This window comes from Paenibacillus sp. M-152, from assembly GCF_003856555.1.
Classification (GTDB): domain Bacteria; phylum Bacillota; class Bacilli; order Paenibacillales; family Paenibacillaceae; genus Paenibacillus; species Paenibacillus polymyxa_C.
In genome coordinates, this window is the sequence record NZ_CP034141.1 from 5,064,109 (window position 1) to 5,083,701 (window position 19,593).

The following is a 19,593-nucleotide window of genomic DNA, read 5'->3' on the forward strand; positions in this document are numbered from 1 at the left end:
CACCTCCTTTATATGTAAAATTATATAATAATAGTGATCACACAACCACTTGGCAAATTAAATATTAAACTTTACTATGTTTAGATTTCCCTAAGTTTTAAAATAGTGCAGCGCCAGCGTAGCGGCTCATGATGTGTGCATGCCATCTTGGATTTGGCCCACAGTTCTTTCGCTCCGTGGGCTACATGAAGCGAACGACAGGAATATAGAGTTCTTTGGCCGCGGGCCCTCACTCTGCGTAAACGCTCTAGTTATCTGCGCGAGTAGCAGTGCATTTTAAACCACAACTTGAAAAAATTTAGGTTTTTAAAAATTATATTTAGAGCTTTAAGTTTGCTATAGCGTACGCCTTTTTCCCTTTCATTTGGAAAAAAACACCCGGCAGGATGTGTACCGAGGGAAATACGGCATACACCCAAACCGGGTAAGGGATTAGAAAATAATATCAATGGCCTCTAGCACATCTTGCTCCTGTTCGGATTGCCCGTTCAGGGAAATATCCTTCAACAGCACCGAAGGCTGTTCGCAAATTTGGGTGATGATCACGAGCAGGTCCTGAGCGAAATTGTCGATCAGATTGCACGTAAACAACTTGGTTGCATATTCAAACTGCCCGTTCATTCCCTCATCCAGCAACGAAATGACCAAGGTAAGATCAAATTGGGAAACCGTATGAGTTTCCGGATAAGATTCGATCTTGATATCCCCAAAGCTTTGAACGTTATCTTCCTTGGTTTCCAGAACAAACATGACATCGAATACAGGATTACGGCTTTGATCTCGCGGCGCATGCAGCTTTTTCACAAGCTCCTCGAACGGATAATCCTGGTGGTCGTAGGCCCCCAGCATCGTTTCTTTGACTTCGTTCAAGTAAGCGAGGAACGTCTTCTCCCCGGACGGATAATGGCGAATCGCCAAAGTGTTGACAAACATTCCGATGAGCGGCTCCAGGTCGGCATGTGTGCGGCCCGAAGCCGGCGTGCCTACAATGAAGTCTTCTTGTCCCGAGTACTTGCTGAGCAGGATTGAATAGGCCGCCAATAACACCATATAAAGGGTGGCACCGTTCTCATCGGCGATGCGCTGCAAGCTGTCGGTCATCTGCTTGTCGATGCTGAAAGGCAGCACATCTCCCTCAAAGCTACGAGCGGCAGGTCTGACAAAATCCGTAGGCAGTTCAAGCGTCGGCAGTTCGCCTTCCAGCACGTCCAGCCAGTAGGCTTCCTGACGTTTCAGCCGCTCTTTTACAGGTTCGGACTGCTGCCAAGCGGCGAATTCCTTGTATTGAATCCGAAGCGGTTCCAGAGTCTCGCCGTTATACAGGCGCAGCAGCTCTTCGACGAAGATGCCCATCGACATGCCATCCGTGACGATATGATGAATGTCCAGCATGAGCAGATGCCGTTCCGCTTCCCATTCGACTAAGCCCACACGTAGCAGCGGCGGCCGCTCCAAATCAAAGACGCGCACAAAGCCGTCTACGATGCTCTTCGTTTCACTTTCCGTCGCTTTCGTATACTCGACGGCAAACTTCAAGTCCGGATAAATCCGTTGTACCGGTTCGCCGTCGACCATTTCGAAGCCGGTTCGCAAAATTTCGTGACGAGCTATCAATCCTTTGAGCGCCGCCTCGAATTGATTCCGTTCCAAGCGCCCGACGAGAACCGTCATGCCGGACATGTTGTAGCTAAGCTCGGCGCCTTCCATCTGCTGCTGGATGTACAGCCGTTTTTGCACGGAGGAAAGCGGATAGTAATCCCTCTTATCCAGAACCGGAATGGAGAGGTGTTCCTGCCGCTCCAATTGGCTGATCGCTTCGGCCATCGCTTCGATGGTCGAGTGCCGGAACACATCGCGCAGCGGCAGGTCCACGCTCAGCTCCTTGTGCACCTTGCTGACCAGCGTCGTCGCCCGCAGGGAGTGCCCGCCGAGGTCGAAGAAGTTGTCCGTCACGCCAATCGTGACCGACCCGAGCACGTCCTGCCAGATGGCGACCAGTTTCGCCTCCAGTTCGGTGCGCGGCGCCACATATTCGCGGCCTGCGCTTGCTCCCCCTTCCGGCGCCGGCAGCACCTTCCGGTCGATCTTTCCGTTCGGCGTCAGAGGCAGGCGCTCCATCTCCACGAAGTACGACGGGATCATGTACCCCGGCAGCTCGCTGGCAATCGCCCGCTTCAGGTCCAACGCCGTCAAGCCTTCTTCCGCTGTATAATAAGCGCACAAAGCTTTCTGACCTTGTTGATCTTCCCTGACGACGACGACCGCTTCCTTCACGCCACCTACACTCAGCAGCTTCGCCTCGACTTCGCCCGTCTCAATCCGGTACCCCCGGATTTTCGCCTGGTTGTCGATCCGGCCGATGAAGTCCACGTTCCCGTCCTCCATCCACCGCGCCAAGTCTCCCGTGCGGTACAGCCGCTCGCCCGCGGCGAACGGACTGTCTACGAACTTCTCTTCCGTCAGCTCCGGACGGTTCAAGTACCCGCGCGCCACCCCGACTCCGCCGATGACCAGCTCGCCCAGCACCCCGACCGGCACCGGATTCAGGTGCGCGTCCACGATGTAGAATCTCGCATTCAGCCACGCTTTGCCGATCGGCACATTGCCTGTCTGCGGCAGCTTCGTCAGTTCCTCGTCGTAGAAGCTGGAGTCGATCGCCGCTTCCGTCACGCCGTATGCGTTGATGATCCGGAACAACGAGCCGAAGCGTTCCTGCAAGGTCCGGTAATCCGCCACGCTGCAGCTGTCCGAGCTCGTGATTAACAGCTCCATCCAGCTCATATCCAGTTGCTGCTCGTGCACGTACTCCAGGAACGGCACGATCAGCGCCGGCGTCGATTCGAAGATGGTGACCCGCTCCCGCTCAATCCAGTGGTGCAGACGAGACGGATCGATCCGGTCGTCCTTCGGCACAATCACCATCGTGCCTCCGTTGTACAGCGTCCGCGCGATATCTCCCACGAACACGTCAAACGAGAAGCTTGCGAGCTGCAGCAGCCGCACCGGGAACTGATCCAACCGGTATTCCCGCCGGTAGCCCGCCGCCGTGTTCACCAGGCTGTGGTGCTCGATCATCACGCCCTTCGGCTTGCCCGTCGTTCCCGACGTATAAATCACGTACGCCAGATCCTCCGGACGGGCTTCATGGAAGCTGTCGGTGCCGACATGCTGATGGCTCTCATCGCCGTCGTCCACAGCATCCGTCAGCTTGCTGGAGACCATGCCCGAGCCAATCGGCGCATTCGCCCGCTCCTCGCTGTACGACGCTTCGTCGTCCAGGTACAGCACCGCCGCCAGCGCCAGCTCCTCTTCGCCAAGCCAGGCTTCAGCACGCTCTCGCAGCACCGTTTGCGTCAGCAGTACCTTCGCTCCGCTGTCTTCGAGCATGAACCGCACGCGCTCCGCCGGATAATCCGGGTCCAGCGGCACATACGCCCCGCCCGCTTTCCACACGGCCAGCACGGCCACCAGCAAGTCCACCGAACGCTCGGCGAGAATGCCGACGATCTTCTCCCGGCCGATGCCGCTTGCGCGCAGCGTAGCCGCCAAGCGGTTCGCCCGCTCGTTCAGCTCCGCATACGTCAGCCGGTCGTTCTCGTACACGACGGCTGCCTCTTCCGGCGTGCGCTCCACCTGTTCCTCGAACAGCCGGTGGAACGCGGCCGCAGGAGTCGCTTCCGGCTGCGCCGGGTTAAACGCGCCGAGAATCTGCTCTTTTTCCGCCGGTGTCAAAATGCCCAGCTCGGCAATAGTCGCGGACGGGTTGCGGAGAATGGATTCGAGCAGCTGCAAGTAGTGAGCGGCCAATTTCTCCACCGTTTCGGTTTTATAAAGAGCAGTGGCGTATTCAAACAGATATTCCAAGCCTTCCTCGATCTCCGTGACGTCCAAGCTGAGATCGAATTTAGAAACAATTTCTTCGCTGGCATACGTCGACAAATGGAGTCCGGAAAGCTGGATTTCCAAATTCTCTGTATTCTGCAAAGCAAACATTGTATCGAACAACGGATTGCGGCTTAAATCGCGAGCTACGTTTACCTTATCCACCAGTTCCTCAAACGGATAATTCTGATGTTCAAAAGCGCCCAGCGTCGTCTCCTTGATTTCCTTCAAGTAGTCAAGGAACGTTTTACCGGCAGCCGGATAACTGCGGATGGCCAGAGTATTGACGAACATCCCGATCAGCGGCTGAACATCGCTGTGATTTCTTCCCGCAATCGGCGTACCGACCACCACGTCTTCTTGCCCTGTATACTTATGCAATAATATTGTATAACCAGCAAGCAGAACCATGTAAAGCGTTGCGCCGTTCTCGGCTGCAAGCCGTTTCAGACCCTCGCTTTTCTCGCTATCCATAAACAATTGCAGCGTGCGGCCCTCGTAGCTCTGCATAGACGGGCGCGGATAGTCCGTCGGCAATTCCAAAACCGGCAGCTCTCCGCGGAACATGTCGAGCCAGTAGGCTTCCTGCTTGGCAAGCTGAGCTTTCTGCTCGTCCGATTGCTGCCATACCGCATAATCTTTGTATTGAATGCGGAGCGGCTCCAACTGTTCCCCGCTGTACAAGCGGACGAACTCTTCGATCAGTACGTCAATCGAAACGCCGTCGGATACGATATGATGCGTATCGAACATTAGAATGTGCCGGTCCGGCGCCAGTTCGGCAAGGCCTACCCGCAGAAGTGGCGGCTTCGCTAGATCAAACGGACGAACGAATTGGCGCACCGTTTCTTCCGCCTGCTCCCCGCTGATCTGCACATATTCCACCTGGAAGGCGGCTTCTTCGTAAATTCGCTGAACCGCTTCGCCTTTTACCATCTCAAAGCCGGTACGCAGCGTTTCATGACGAGCTACGAGCCCGCGGAACGCTTCTTCAAACCGCTGCCGGTCGAGCTCTCCTTCGAGCAACATAGCTCCCGGTATGTTGTAGCTCAGCTCGGCTCCTTCCAGCTGGTTCAAGATATAGAGACGTTTCTGAGCGGAAGAGAGCGGATAATACTCGCTAGGTTCCGCAGCCGGAATAGCCGTGAACGAGCCGATCTCCAGCTGCTCCATAGCCGCGGCCATTTCCTCAACCGTCGAGTAGCGGAATACGTCGCGAAGCGGGAATTCAACGCCTAGCTCCTTATGCATTTTGCTGACAAGCGTCGTCGCCCGCAGGGAGTGTCCGCCGAGGTCGAAGAAGTTGTCCGTTACGCCTACCGCCTTCTCCCGAACAAGCACATCCTGCCAAATGGCGGCCAGCTTCGCCTCCAGTTCGGTGCGCGGCGCCACGTATTCGCGGCTTCCGCCTGCTCCCCCTTCCGGTGCCGGCAGCGCCTTCCGGTCGATCTTTCCGTTCGGCGTCAGAGGCAGGTGCTCCAGCTCCACGAAGTACGACGGGATCATGTACCCCGGCAGCTCGCTGGCAATCGCCCGCTTCAGGTCCGCCGCCGTCAAGCCTTCTTCCGCTGTATAATAAGCGCACAAAGCTTTCTGACCTTCTTGATCTTCCCTGACGACGACGACCGCTTCCTTCACGCCACCTACACTCAGCAGCTTCGCCTCGACTTCGCCCGTCTCGATCCGGTACCCCCGGATTTTCGCCTGGTTGTCGATCCGGCCGATGAAGTCCACGTTGCCGTCTTCCATCCACCGCGCCAAGTCTCCCGTGCGGTACAGCCGCTCGCCCGCGGCGAACGGGCTATCTACGAACTTCTCTTCCGTCAGCTCCGGACGGTTCAAGTACCCGCGCGCTACCCCGACTCCGCCGATGACCAGCTCGCCTAGCACCCCAATCGGCACCGGGTTCAGATGCGCGTCCACGATGTAGAATTTCGCATTCAGCCACGCTTTGCCGATCGGCACATTACCTGTCTGCGGTAGCTTCGTCAGCGGCTCGTCGTAGAAGCTGGAGTCGATCGCCGCTTCCGTCACTCCGTATGCGTTGATGATCCGGAACAACGAGCCGAAGCGTTCCTGCAAGGTCCGGTAATCCGCCACGCTGCAGCTGTCCGAACTCGTGATCAACAGCTCCATCCAGCTCATATCCAGTTGCTGCTCGTGCACGTACTCTAAGAACGGCACGATCAGCGCCGGCGTTGATTCGAAAATGGTGACCCGCTCTCGCTCCATCCAGTAGTGCAGACGAGACGGATCGATCCGGTCGTCCTTCGGCACAATCACCATCGTGCCTCCGTTGTACAGCGTCCGCGCGATATCTCCCACGAACACGTCGAACGAGAAGCTTGCGAGCTGCAGCAGCCGCACCGGGAACTGATCCAACTGGTATTCCCGCCGGTAGCCCGCCGCTGTGTTCACCAGGCTACAGTGCTCGATCATCACGCCCTTCGGCTTGCCCGTCGTTCCCGACGTATAGATCACGTACGCCAGATCCTCCGGACGGGCTTCATGGAAGCTGTCGGTGCCAACATCCTGATGGCTCTCATCGCCGTCGTCCACAGCATCCGTCAGCTTGCCGGAGACCATGCCCGAGCCAATCGGCGCATTCGCCCGCTCCTCACTGTACGACGCTTCGTCGTCCAGGTACAGCACCGCCGCCAGCGCCAGCTCCTCTTCGCCGAGCCAGGCTTCGGCGCGCTCTCGCAGCGGCGTTTGCGTCAGCAGCACCTTCGCTCCGCTGTCTTCGAGCATGAACCGCACGCGCTCCGCCGGATAATCCGGGTCGAGCGGCACATACGCCCCGCCCGCTTTCCAGACGGCCAGCACGGCCACCAGCAAGTCCACCGAACGCTCGGCGAGAATGCCGACGATCGACTCCCGGCCGATGCCGCTTGCGCGCAGCGTAGCCGCCAAGCGGTTTGCCCGCTCGTTCAGCTCCGCATACGTCAGCCGGTCGTTCTCGTACACGACGGCCGCCTCTTCCGGCGTGCGCTCCGCCTGTTCCTCAAACAGCCGGTGGAACGCGGCCGCAGGAGCCGCTTCCGGCTGCGCCGGATTAAACGCGCCAAGAATTTCCTCTTTTTCCGCCGGTGTCAAAAGCTCCAACTGATTCACGCGGATGTTCGGGTTAGCCGCAACCTTCTCCAGTGCTTGGGCAAAATGACCGTGGATCAGCCTGATGTCTTCCTCTCTGAACGTCAGCGCATTGTACGTAAACCGCAGCAAAATATGCTCTTCCGGAATGACGGTAATGTCCAGGTCGTAGTTCGTTTGCTCCGGCGACTGGATATTAGCGATTTTCAGCGCTTCTTGGTCTCCGCCGACGACCTGCTCAATCTGTTCTTCCATCGGATAATTTTCAAAGACCATGATATGGTTGATCAAGTCTCGCTTTTGCTCGCTCAGCGACTGAATTTCGAACAGCGGGAACGTTTCGTAAGCTCCCGATGCCAGCGCTTGATCCTGGGTTTTTCTCAAGATATCGGCTACCGTCTCCTCGGCTTTGCCTTGAATACGGACCGGGATCGTATTAATAAACAGGCCGATCATGCTTTCGATGCCCGGAATTTCCGCTGGACGCCCGGATACGACGGAGCCGAATACGACATCCTCGCTGTTGTTGTATACCTGCAAAACCAGTCCCCATACGGTCTGCATGAACGTATTGAGCGTCACCTGCTGCTGGCGCGCCACCCGCTCGATTTGCCCGGTCAGTTCCTTGCTGAGTTCCACATCGATTTCAGCCGCTTCAAAATGGCCCTGCTTCAGCTGCGTTTTCTTCTGGGGCAGCTTGGTCTGCTGATCGTAACCCGCCAAATACTCGGACCAGTAACGCGAAGCTTTCGCGGCATCTTGAGCTTCCAGCCATTCGATATACCGGGAGTACGAGGTAACCGGAGGAAGCTCCAGCGTCTGCTTCTCCTGGAACGCGAAGTAGGTGTCGAACACTTCCTTGATCATGAAGGACATGCACCAGCCGTCCATCAAAATGTGATGGTGACTCCAGATCACATGGTAGGACTCGTCGCCCGTGCGCAAAACTGTCACGCGCATAAGAGAGCCTCGGGCCAAATCGAACCTGTTCGCTTTATCCGCGCTGACGTAATCGGCTATCGTCTTCTCCGGGTCTTCATCGCTTACCGAGCGAATATCTTCGAAGTACACTTCACACTTCCGCTCGCGAAATACCACTTGAATCGGCTCGTCTCTCCAGCCGGTAATAAAGTTGGTCCGCAGCGCCTCATTCCGCTGCACCAGCGTATCCAATCCTTGGGTGAAGGCTTCGACATTCAGGCTTCCGTACAGATCGAAGGTCACCTGTTCGAAGTAAGCTTCCGAATCGGCATCCAGCAGACTGTGGAACAACATCCCTTTTTGCAGCGGAGTCAGGGTGTATACATTCTCCAGTTCGCCGAGCGCCGCCGTATGTTCGGCCAGCCGCTCCAGTTCCTCCACTGTCACATCTTGAAGCAGTACGTCGCTAGGCGTAAGCTCCGGCCGCTCTTTCGATACGCAATGGCTGATGACTTCACGCAAGCTCGAATGAAGCAGGGTGCCCAGGCGCTCTACCGTTTCCCGTTTATATTGGGTTTCCCCATAACGGATCGTGAGTTCCTGCACTCCTTCCGACACCATACCGTTGATATCGAGGACATAATCCATCACTGCATTCGGACTTGAATCGGAGCCCGGGCTGAACGGAGACGGCCGCGAGCCGCTGCTTTCGTAATCCTGGTCGAACTGACCCAAATAGTTAAAGCTGATCTCCGGCTCCAAAGCGAAGCGCTCGCCGTCACGCGGCGCCGACAAATAACGCAGGATGCCGTAGCCGATTCCTTTGTTCGGAATGCGGCGCAAGCTTTCTTTAACGTGTTTCACCTGATGACCGAGCGCCTGGGCGTGACCCGGCTCTAGAACGACAGGGAATTGGCTTGTAAACCAGCCTACCGTGCGCGTAATGTCCACATCCGGCAAAATATCTTCCCGGCCGTGGCCTTCGAGATTCACCAGCACGCGTTCCCGGCCGCTCCAAGCTTGTATCGCGAGGCCAAGCGCGGCAAGCAGCAAATCGTTCATTTCCGTATGGTAAGCACGGTGTGCCTGCTTCAGCAGCTGTTCGGTTTCCTCCGCCGTCCAGCGAACGGTCACGAGCCCGCTGTCCTTCAGCTTGGATCTGCCTTGTTCAAAATCTTTCGGAAGCGGCTCATAGGTCAATTGCTCGATATGCTGCCAATACTCTCTCTCGCTTTCCATCGCCGGACCGTTCGCATAATCAGCGATCTGTTTCGCCCACGTTTGGAATGAATCCGTTTTGAGCGGCAGACGGATCGGCTGCCCTTGCAGCGCCTGCTCATAGCCGGCAGCAAAATCCTCAAGCAGAATCCGCCAGGATACGCCGTCTACGACCAAGTGATGGATCGCGATGAGTAGGTGGTCGCCGTCGTCGCAGCGGAACAAGCCGAGCTTCACCAGCGGACCGTTTTCCAGATCGATGCTCGCTTGAATGTCATTTGCCTTAGCCTCTACCGCTTCTTTCACGTCGCCGACTCCCTTGAAATCGACAACTTCCAGATCGAACAGCGCTTCGTTCTCCCCGGCGCCGCGGTTCCAGGCGGTATAGCCGTTCTCGGTTTGGCGGTAAACCGTACGGAGAGCATCGTGATGCACGACAAGCTGACGCACCGCTTGGCGTAAAGCTTCTTCATCAAAGCCTTGCTTGGAGAACTGCATGAACGCCTGGTTGCTGTGATGCACGTCGGCCGGATTTTGTTCAAAGAACCAGCGCTGAATCGGGGTCAAGATGACCTCTCCCGTCACTTCGGCCTGGCTTGCCGTTCTCTCCGCCGTTTGCAGCTGCAAACTAAGGGCGGAAATCGTCGGGTAATGGAACAAATCTTTCATGACCAGCTTGTACCCCGTTTGCAAAAGACGGGACGATACCTGCAAGGCCTTGATCGAATCGCCGCCGAGCGCAAAGAAATTGTCCATCGTGCCGACCTGATCTACGCCCAGCACCGACTGCCAGACCAACGCAAGTGCTTGCTCGGCAGGAGTACGAGGCGCCGTGTATGCAGCCTCGGCACGAATGCTTCCTTCCGGTACAGGCAGCGCTTTACGGTCGATCTTCCCGTTCGGCGTAAGCGGCAATTGATCCAGGCTCATGATGCGCGAAGGCACCATATGGGAAGGCAGCGCGGCGTCCAGATGGGCCACAAGCCCTTCCAGATCGAAGCTGGAATCCGCTACGACATACCCGCACAAATATTTCTGCCCCCGCTCGTCTGTCCGGTCGATGACAAGCGCTTGACGCACGCCGGCAAAGTTTTTCATGGCCGCTTCAATTTCACCAAGCTCGATCCGATAGCCGCGAATTTTCACCTGGTTGTCGATCCGGCCGATGAAGTCCACGTTGCCGTCCGGCATCCAGCGCGCCAGGTCGCCCGTCCGGTACAGCCGCTCCCCAGCGGCGAACGGGCTGTCTACGAATTTCTCCGCCGTCAAATCCGGGCGGTTCAAGTAACCGCGGGCCACACCCGCTCCGCCGATAACCAGCTCGCCCAACACCCCGATCGGCACCGGCTTCAGATTCGCATCCACGATGTAGAACTTGGCGTTCAGCCACGCTTTGCCGATCGGCACGCTACCCGTCTTCGGCAGCTTCTTCAGCGGCTCGTCATAGAAGCTGGAGTCAATCGCCGCTTCCGTTACGCCGTAGCTGTTAATAATACGGAACTGCGAGCCGAAGCGCTCCTGCAAGGTGCGGTAATCCGCTACGCTGCACGCATCCGAGCTTGTGATCAGCAGCTGCATCGAGCTGAGGTCCAGACCCTCGGCATGCACATGCTCCATGAACGGCACGATCAGCGCCGGAGTCGATTCGAACACCGTCACGGCGTAGTCACGAATCCAGCCGTAGAGGCGGGTTGGATCAATCCGGTCGTCCTTCGGCACGATGACCATGGTGCCCCCGTTGTACAGCGTCCGCGCAATGTCGCCGACGAACACGTCGAACGAGAAGCTGGCGAGCTGCAGCAGCCGGATCGGGAACTGATCCAGGCGGTATTCCCGCCGGTAGCCCGCCGCCGTGTTCACCAGGCTGCGGTGCTCGATCATCACGCCCTTCGGCTTGCCCGTCGTTCCTGACGTATAGATCACGTAAGCCAAATCGCGCGGCTTGTTCACATTCGCCGGATTCGATGCGAGATCCGCCGCTAGTACGTTCTTCTCGGCTTTTGCCGTGGCGGACGTTTCGGCAGAAGCCGTTTCCGCTTGCGCCAAAGCCTCCGCCTCTGCGCCTGCTTCGCCCAAAGCTTGTACGCCCACAGCCGCTTCCGCCGCTCCGAGGCTGTACGTCGCGGCGTCGTCAAGCGCAAGCACCGTTTGCAGCACTAGAGCTCCGTCGTTGCACCAAGCTTCCGCCTGCTCCAGCAGGCGGGTCTGCGTGAGCAGCACCGACGCCCCGCTGTCCGCGAGCATATACTCGATCCGCTCCGCCGGATAGTCCGGGTCGAGCGGCACATAAGCGCCACCCGCTTTCCATACGGCGAGCACCCCGATCAACAGCTCCGCCGAACGGCCGGCCAGAATGCCGACCACCTGCTCCCGCTTCACCCCGCGCTCCCGCAGTGCATACGCCAGACGATTCGCTTTGGCGTTCAGCTCCGCATACGTCAGCTTGCTGTCTTCGTAGACAACCGCCAGCGCTCCCGGAGTGCGCTCCGCCTGCTCCTCGAACAGCTCGTGGAACGTTCTCTCTCTCCACGACTCATCCGCTTCCAAACCTGTACCCTTTGCGGCGGGTTGCTTCGCAAGAGCCGAAGACGACACGTCAAACCCGACCAGCAAATCATGCTTTTCGCTGTCCGTCAAGATATCCAAATCCGAAATCCGCGCATCCGGCTGAGCCAGGATCGACGCCAAAAGCTGCTCGTAATGACCCGCCAGCCGTACCATCGTTTCCTGTCTAAACAACGAGGTAGCGTACTCGATCTTGCAAACCAGCTCGTTATCGGCTTCCACGATATCAAGGCTAAGATCAAACTTTGCCGTCTTTTCCTCGATGTCGAACAGCGACCATTGCAAGCCTTCCAGGGTTAAATCCAAGCTTTCGTGCTTTTGCAAAGAAAACATGGTGTCAAACAGAGGATTCCGGCTTAAATCCCGGCTCACCTGAAGAGCTTCCACCAGCTCCTCGAACGGATAGTCCTGGTGCTCGTAAGCTCCAAGCGTCGTTTCCTTCACTTCCTGCAAGTAATCCAGGAACGTCCGCTCCGCCGCCGGACCAAAGCGAAGGGCCAGCGTATTGACGAACATGCCGATAATCGGCTGCAGGTCGGCGTGAGAACGGGCGGCAATCGGAGTGCCGACCACTATATCTTCCTGTCCCGCGTATTTATGAAGCAATACGGAGTACGCAGCCAGCAGAAGCATGTAGAGCGTCGCTCCAGAATCGCCGGCAAGCCGTTTCAGAGCTTCGCTTTTCTCCGCATCCAGCGTAAACGTGAGCGTTTGACCGTCAAACTGCTGAACGGCTGGGCGGGAGAAGTCGAGAGGCAGCTCAAGAACCGGAAGCTCGGAGCTGAATACCCCACGCCAGTATTCCTCCTGCCGTTTGATGCGCTGGCGCTGCTCCTCGGATTGCTGCCAAACGGCGTAATCCTTGTATTGAATCCGCAGCTCCGGCAATTCCTCCCCATTGTAAAGCCGCACGAATTCGCGCAGCAGCACGTCCATGGAAAGGCCGTCGGAACCAATATGATGAATATCCAGCGCGAGCAGAAATTTCTCTTTCTCCAGTTCGATCAGCAGGGCGCGCAGCAAAGGCGGCTGGGTCAAATCAAAAGGCTGAATGAAGCCTTCAAGAATGGCCGCAACCTGATCTTCGCTTGCTTGAAGCTTCTCGACTTTGAAAGCTACGAGCGGATGAATACGCTGAACCGGCTCCCCATTCACGATTTCAAAACCGGTGCGCAGCATATCGTGCCGGGCCACCAAAGTAGTCAGCGCCTTTTCCACTTTGGCCTCGTTCAAAGCCCCTTCCAATTGCAAGGCGCTTGGGAGGTTGTAATTCAGCTCCGAGCCATCCAGCTGGTGCAGGACGTACAGCCTTTTTTGCGCGGAGGAAACCGGATAGTACGCTTTCTCTTCCGCTTTCGGAATCGAGCTGTGCCGCGTTTCTTCCAAGCTGGCAATAGCCCCGGCCATCGACTCTACCGTCATACAGCGGAACACATCGCGCAACGGAAGTTCGACGTTCATTTCCTTCCGAATCTTGCTGACAAGGTTCGTCGCCCGCAAGGAGTGGCCGCCGAGCTCGAAGAAATTGTCCAAGACTCCAATGCCGGAGTAGCCCAGCACTTCCTCCCAGATCTTCACAAGCTGGGACTCCGTCCGGTTACGCGGCGCTACGTATTCGACGCCCGTTTGTAAGCCACCTTGCGGCTCCGGCAGCGCTTTGCGGTCCACTTTGCCGTTGGTCGTCAGCGGCATGCGCTCCAACTGCACGAAGTACGAAGGGATCATGTACCCCGGCATTCCCTGGGCCAGCGAGGTTCTCATTTCACTGACCGTCAGCGTCCGGTCCGCCACAAAGTAGGCGACAAGCGCCTTCTCTCCCCCGCCGTCCTGACGGGCGAGCACCACCGCTTCTTCCACGCCCTCGACGTTCAGAAGCTGCGTCTCGATTTCGTCCAACTCGATCCGATACCCGCGGATTTTCACCTGATGATCGATCCGGCCCAGGTATTCGATGTTGCCGTCCGGCAGCCAAGCTGCCAAGTCGCCCGAGCGGTACAGCTTCTCCCCCTCCGCAAACGGGGAATCGACGAACTTCTCCGCCGTCAGATCCGGACGGTTCAGGTATCCTCTCGCAAGGCCTTCCCCGGCCACGTACATTTCGCCCGCTACACCGATCGGCACAGGGCGGCGGTTTTCATCAAGGACGTACACCCTCAGCGTCGGGATCGGCTTGCCGATATTGCTCTTCGCCGCCTCCATTTCGACCCACGTGATTTCCTTATACGTCACGTGAACCGTCGTCTCGGTAATGCCGTACATATTGATCAGCTTTGTCTCCGGGTACTTCGTCTTGAAGCCCTTGAGCAGCAGCGGACTCAGCGCTTCGCCCCCGAAGATGACGTTGCGAATCCGCAGATCGTACGGATGGTCCGCCAAGACCTCACGCAGCAGCTGGTAGAAGTACGTTGGCGTCTGGTTCAAAATCGTGACCTGTTCGCGGCCCAGCAGCGCCAGGAAATCGGCCGGATTTTTCGCCGTGAGCGGCGGTACGATGACCAGCTTGCCTCCGTACAGCAGCGCTCCGTACATTTCCCAGACGGAGAAATCGAAGCAGAACGAGTGGAACAGCGTCCACGTGTCGGACGGCCCAAAGTCGAACAGGTTCTTGTCGTTGAACAGGAGCCGCACGACGTTCTTATGCTCGATCAGTGTTCCTTTCGGTCTGCCGGTCGTTCCCGACGTGTAGATGACATAGGCCAGGTTGCCCGGCCCGGAAATCGGCTCCAGGTTCGAAGCGTCCAGCGCATCGGCGGAGTCCGCCCCTCTGTCGCCCCAAACGAAATCGTCCAATTCGAGGCGCGTTCCTGCGAAGTCGGTCTTCTCGTGCAGATGCTTTTGAATCAGCAATAACGGCGCGCCCGAATCCTCGATCATGAAGCGGATACGCTCCTCCGGGTAGTCGGGATCGACAGGCACGTATGCTCCGCCCGCTTTGAGAATCGCCAGAATGCCGACGACCATATCGAGCGAGCGTTCGGCCAGAATCGCTACCAGTTGGTCCGCTTCTACTCCCGTCTCCCGCAGCTTCCGCGCAAGGCGGTTGGATCGCTCGTTCAGCTCGCGGTAGGTCAGCTGCCGCTCGTTCATGACGGCGGCTACGTTGTCCGGGTAAAGCTCCGCCTGCTCTTCGAACAAGCCGTGAATCGTCTGCTGCCGCGGGTAGTCCGCCTCCGAATCGTTGAAACCGCCCACCAACTCGCGGATTTCCTCCTCTGTGAGCATTTCCAGCGAGGCAATATCCCCGTCCGGCGCTGCTGCGATGGTTTCCAGCAGCTTGTCATAATGTCTGGCGAACCGCTCCGCGGTCTCCTGTTTATACAAAGCCGTAGCGTAATCCAACCGGCATTCGAGCTGACCGTCCAGCTCCGAAATGTCCAGGAGCAGCTCGAACTTGGATGTTCGGTTTTCCAGCGGATAAAACGATTGCTCCAGCCCCTCGATGACAATTTGCTCGTTTTCCGTATTTTGCAGGGCGAAGAACGTATCAAAGAGCGGATTCCGGCCGGTCGCGCGTGGAATGTGAAGACTTTCCACCAAGTCTTCGAACAAATAATTTGGGTGTTCGAAAGCCCCGAGCGTGATGTCCTTGATTTCTTCCAGGTACGAAAGGTACGGCTTGGAACGCTCCGGACGGCTGCGAATGGCCAGCGTGTTGACAAACATCCCCACGATCGGCTGCACTTCTTCCTGCGTTCTTCCGGCAATCGGCGTTCCGACAATCAGATCTTCCTGACCCGAATATTTATGCATAAGGATGGAGTAAGCCGACAGCAGCACCATATACAGGGTCGTCCCCGTCCGCGCCGCCAGCTCTTTCAGCTTCTCCGTCCGCTCTTTCCCGATATAAAACTTCACGGTCCGGCCGTCAAAGCTTTGTACCGCAGGCCGCGGGAAGTCCGTTGGCAGCTCCAATACCGGCAGCTCGCCCGACAGCTGTTCCAGCCAGTATTCCTTCTGCGGCTGAAGCATCTGCCCGTAAGCTTCGGAATGCTGCCAAACGGCATAATCTTTGTATTGAATGCGTATCGGGGCCAGCTCCTCGCCCCGATACAGGCGGCTGAACTCATCGAAGAGCAGCGCTGTCGAAATGCCGTCCGAGACGATATGGTGCATATCGAACAGCAGAATGTGGCGATCCTCGGCGACTTCGATCAGGCCGATGCGGAGAAGTGGCGGCTTGGTTACATCAAACGGGTGATAGTAAGCTTCCACCACTTGGTCCACTTCCCGCTCGCTCGCCTGGAAATAGTCGACAGCAAACTCAACCTCATCATAGATGCGCTGAACAAGCTCGCCTTGAACCTGCTCGATCCCGGTACGCAGCGTCTCATGGCGCTGAATCAGCGCCCGGAACGCGTGCTCGACGCGCGTGCAGTCCAGCTTGCCTTCGAGAAGAAGCGCCGCCGACATATTGTAGCTGCGCTCGGCCCCGTCAAGCTGGCGCAGGATGTACAGACGCTTTTGCTCGGATGAAACCGGATAGTACTCAGCCTCAGCCGCCTTTGTAATCTCATACGTCTCCTGCTGCCTTAAACCGCCGATTCTTTGGGCCAGCTGTTCGATCGTGGTGTAGCGGAAAACTTCCCGCAGCGGAACCTCGACTTGCAGCTCTTTCCGAATCTTGGAAACCAGCGTGGAGGCCCGCAAGGAATGACCACCTAAGTCAAAGAAATCGTCTTGGACTCCAACTCGCGCAATACCCAGCACCTGCTGCCAAATGAGAGCAAGTCTTGTTTCAAGCGTTGTGCGAGGAGCCACATACTCACGGCCTGCTTCTACCTCCCCGGTCGGTTCAGGCAGCGCTTTACGGTCAATTTTGCCGTTCGGCGTGAGCGGAAGCTTATCAAGAGACACCAACCGGGCCGGGACCATATGGGCCGGCAGCTCTTGCTTCAATTGGGACAGCAGATCGCTCAGCTGCAAGGAAGCATCCGCCACCACGTAGCCGCACAAATACTTTTGCCCCTGCTCATCCGTACGGTCGGTCACCACAGCCTGCTTGACGCCCGGGAAACGCAGCAGGGCCGTTTCAATTTCGCCGAGTTCGATCCGGAACCCGCGAATTTTCACCTGATAGTCGATCCGGCCGATGAAGTCGACGTTGCCGTCTTCCAGCCAGCGGGCCAAATCGCCTGTCCGGTACAGACGTTCGCCCGGCACAAACGGGCTGTCCACAAACTTCTCGGCGGTTAGGTCCGGACGGTTCCAGTACCCGCGCGCCACCCCGGCGCCGCCGATGACAAGCTCGCCCGGAACCCCTACAGGAACCGGCTTTAATGCGGCATCGACAATGTAAAACCGGGCATTCAGCCAAGCTTTGCCGATCGGCACATGACCTGACGGCGGCAGCTTATCCAGAGGCTCACCGTAAAAACTGCTGTCAATGGCCGCTTCGGTAACGCCATAGCTGTTGATGATGCGGAATTGTCCGCCGAATCTTTCCTGCAGCAATCGGTAATCGGTGACACTGCAAGCATCCGAGCTGGTAATCAGCAACTGCATAGAGCTAACGTCCAGCCCTTCTTCATAAATATGCTGCATGAACGGCAGGATGAGCGCAGGCGTCGATTCGAATACCGTAATGTTTTGGTCCCGAATCCAGCCGTATAAGAGGTTCGGATCAAGCCGGTCATCCTTCGGCACAATCACCATCGTGCCTCCGTTATACAGCGTCCGCGCGATGTCTCCGACGAACACGTCAAACGAGAAGCTGGCCAGCTGCAGCAGCCGCACCGGAAACTGATCCAACCGGTACTCGCGACGGTACGCATCCGCCGTATTCACGAGACTACCGTGCTCGATCATGACGCCTTTCGGGCGTCCCGTCGTACCCGAGGTGTAAATCACATAAGCCAAGTCTTGCGGGGCGCTGCCGGCAGATTCAAATTCCACGGCTAAGGCATCCCCGTTATAAATCTGTTCATCGTCCATGGCATAGACAGCTTGAAGCTTCAGCCGGTCATCGGCCAACCAACCTCTGGCCCGCTCCAACAGATGACGCTGCGTAAGCAGCACCGATGCATCGCTATCGCTGAGCATGTACTCAATCCGCTCCGCCGGATAATCGGGGTCCAGCGGTACATAGGCTCCGCCGGCTTTCCAAACGGCGAGCACTCCGACCAGCAGTTCCACCGAACGCTCCGCCCAGATCCCCGTAATCGTCTCCCTTCCCACGCCCTGTTCGCGAAGGAGAGAAGCCAGCCGCTCGGCGCGTTCGTTCAATTCGCCGTAGGTCAGCTGTTTGTCCATGTAGACGACTGCCGGATGATCTGGAATTTCCCGGGCAAACTTTTCAACATACCGATGAAACGCTTCTCCCTCGCTAAGCCCTGCAACCGGCGGGTTAAAAACGTTGAGAATGCGGTGTCTCTCCTCATCGCTCAGCAGAGAAATCTCGCGTACCGGCAGTTCGGGAGTCTGAAGAAACTGGTCCAGAACGGTTACATACTGTTCCATAATCCGATCAATCTCGGCCGTCTCGAACAGGCCGGTACGATAGGAAGCATGGAGAATTACATGGCCTTCATTCAACATATGATCGAAGCGCAGCAGCAAATCGTCCATCTCGTGCCTAGCGAAGTGAGCCTCCAGGCGTACCTTGATTTCTTCGTACTCCACGATTTTCAAAGGCAGATATTCTAGAGACGTACGGAACAGCCCCGAAAGATCGTTGCGGCCGTGTTGTTCGCGTAAATCCTGGATCAATTGGTTATAAGGGTATTTCTGATACCGCAGATCCGCCGTATTTTCCTTGGAAACCGTTTGGATCAAGGAAAGCACGTGCTTGTCTGGATTCAGACGAATCCGCGTAGCCACGGTGCTGACGAACATGCCGATCGTTTCTTTTTCCTTCTTGCTGGTGCGATTGGCGAAAACCGTGCCGACCGGAACATCGGTGCTGTCGGTCAGCTTGTACAATAAGACGTACATAGCGGACAGAAATAACGTATATAAGCTGACCTGATATTGTTCGCTGAAGGCCAGAATGCGTTCATACCGGGAACCGTCCAAAGTGATGGCCAGTTTATTGGATTCGCTGCCGATCGAGAATGGCGGATACGATTTAATGCCGGTTGTTTCAGGCAAAGTGTTGTACTTCGTCAGCCAGTATTCCTTGCCTTTTTGATAACGCTGCGATTGCTCATATTCACGCTCCGCAGAAATATAATCCAGATAGGAAGGGGCCTGGCAACTGCTGTAGGTGCCTTTGCGCAGTTCCAGGTATTTTTCCATCACCGCATGCAGCAAAGCATTGACGGACAAGCCGTCGGCGATAATATGATTTACCGTCAAATTGAGCCATACTTGGCCGTTCGCAAAATGGATAATCGTAAATTGGTGGAGGTGTTCGTCGAACACGCTGACCGGTTTTTCGCTTACTTCTTTCACCCAAGCATAGAATTGTTCGGTTGTGCCTATTTCGAGGCGGCTTATCCTAGCTTGGACATTCTCCGGCTCTTCGAACCACTGCGTTGGATTTTGCAAATCCCCGCTAATGCGGATTCGGAAAACGTCATAGGTTTTGACGATCTCTGCCGCCGCTTGCTCCAGAAGCTGTGCGTTGATCTCGCCCGTAATCTGGTAGGTCGCGGAAAGCATCGTGATGGACGTTCCCGGATTCATAATTTCCATGAACCATATTCGGCGCTGGGCTTGCGTTAATCCATATTTCTCGTTGGTATTCTCTCTCACATCGACACACTCCCGGTTTAGAGATTCTTTATAGATAGGCTTTGTACCTAGATGTCACTTAGTCACTCTTAGAAGAACCGCGCAGGCCACTCCCGGAACGGCTCCTTCGGACTCTTCCTCCTTTTTCGTGTCTACGTTTTCTGGTAACTACCGGTTATAAAGTAATACCTTGGATTACTAAAAGACTCTGTCGCATTCGCAAGCAGGAAGCCGCCCGCCGTA

Annotated in this window: 1 protein-coding gene; it reads right to left on the bottom strand. The window is 56.6% G+C overall.

Annotated elements, in window-relative coordinates:
• Positions 1 to 432 precede the first annotated feature (432 nt).
• On the bottom strand, positions 433 to 19,371 hold the full coding sequence (locus EGM68_RS22280; protein WP_129550028.1) for a non-ribosomal peptide synthetase: 18,939 nt from the start codon (positions 19,369 to 19,371) through the stop codon (positions 433 to 435).
• Positions 19,372 to 19,593: the final 222 nt, after the last annotated feature.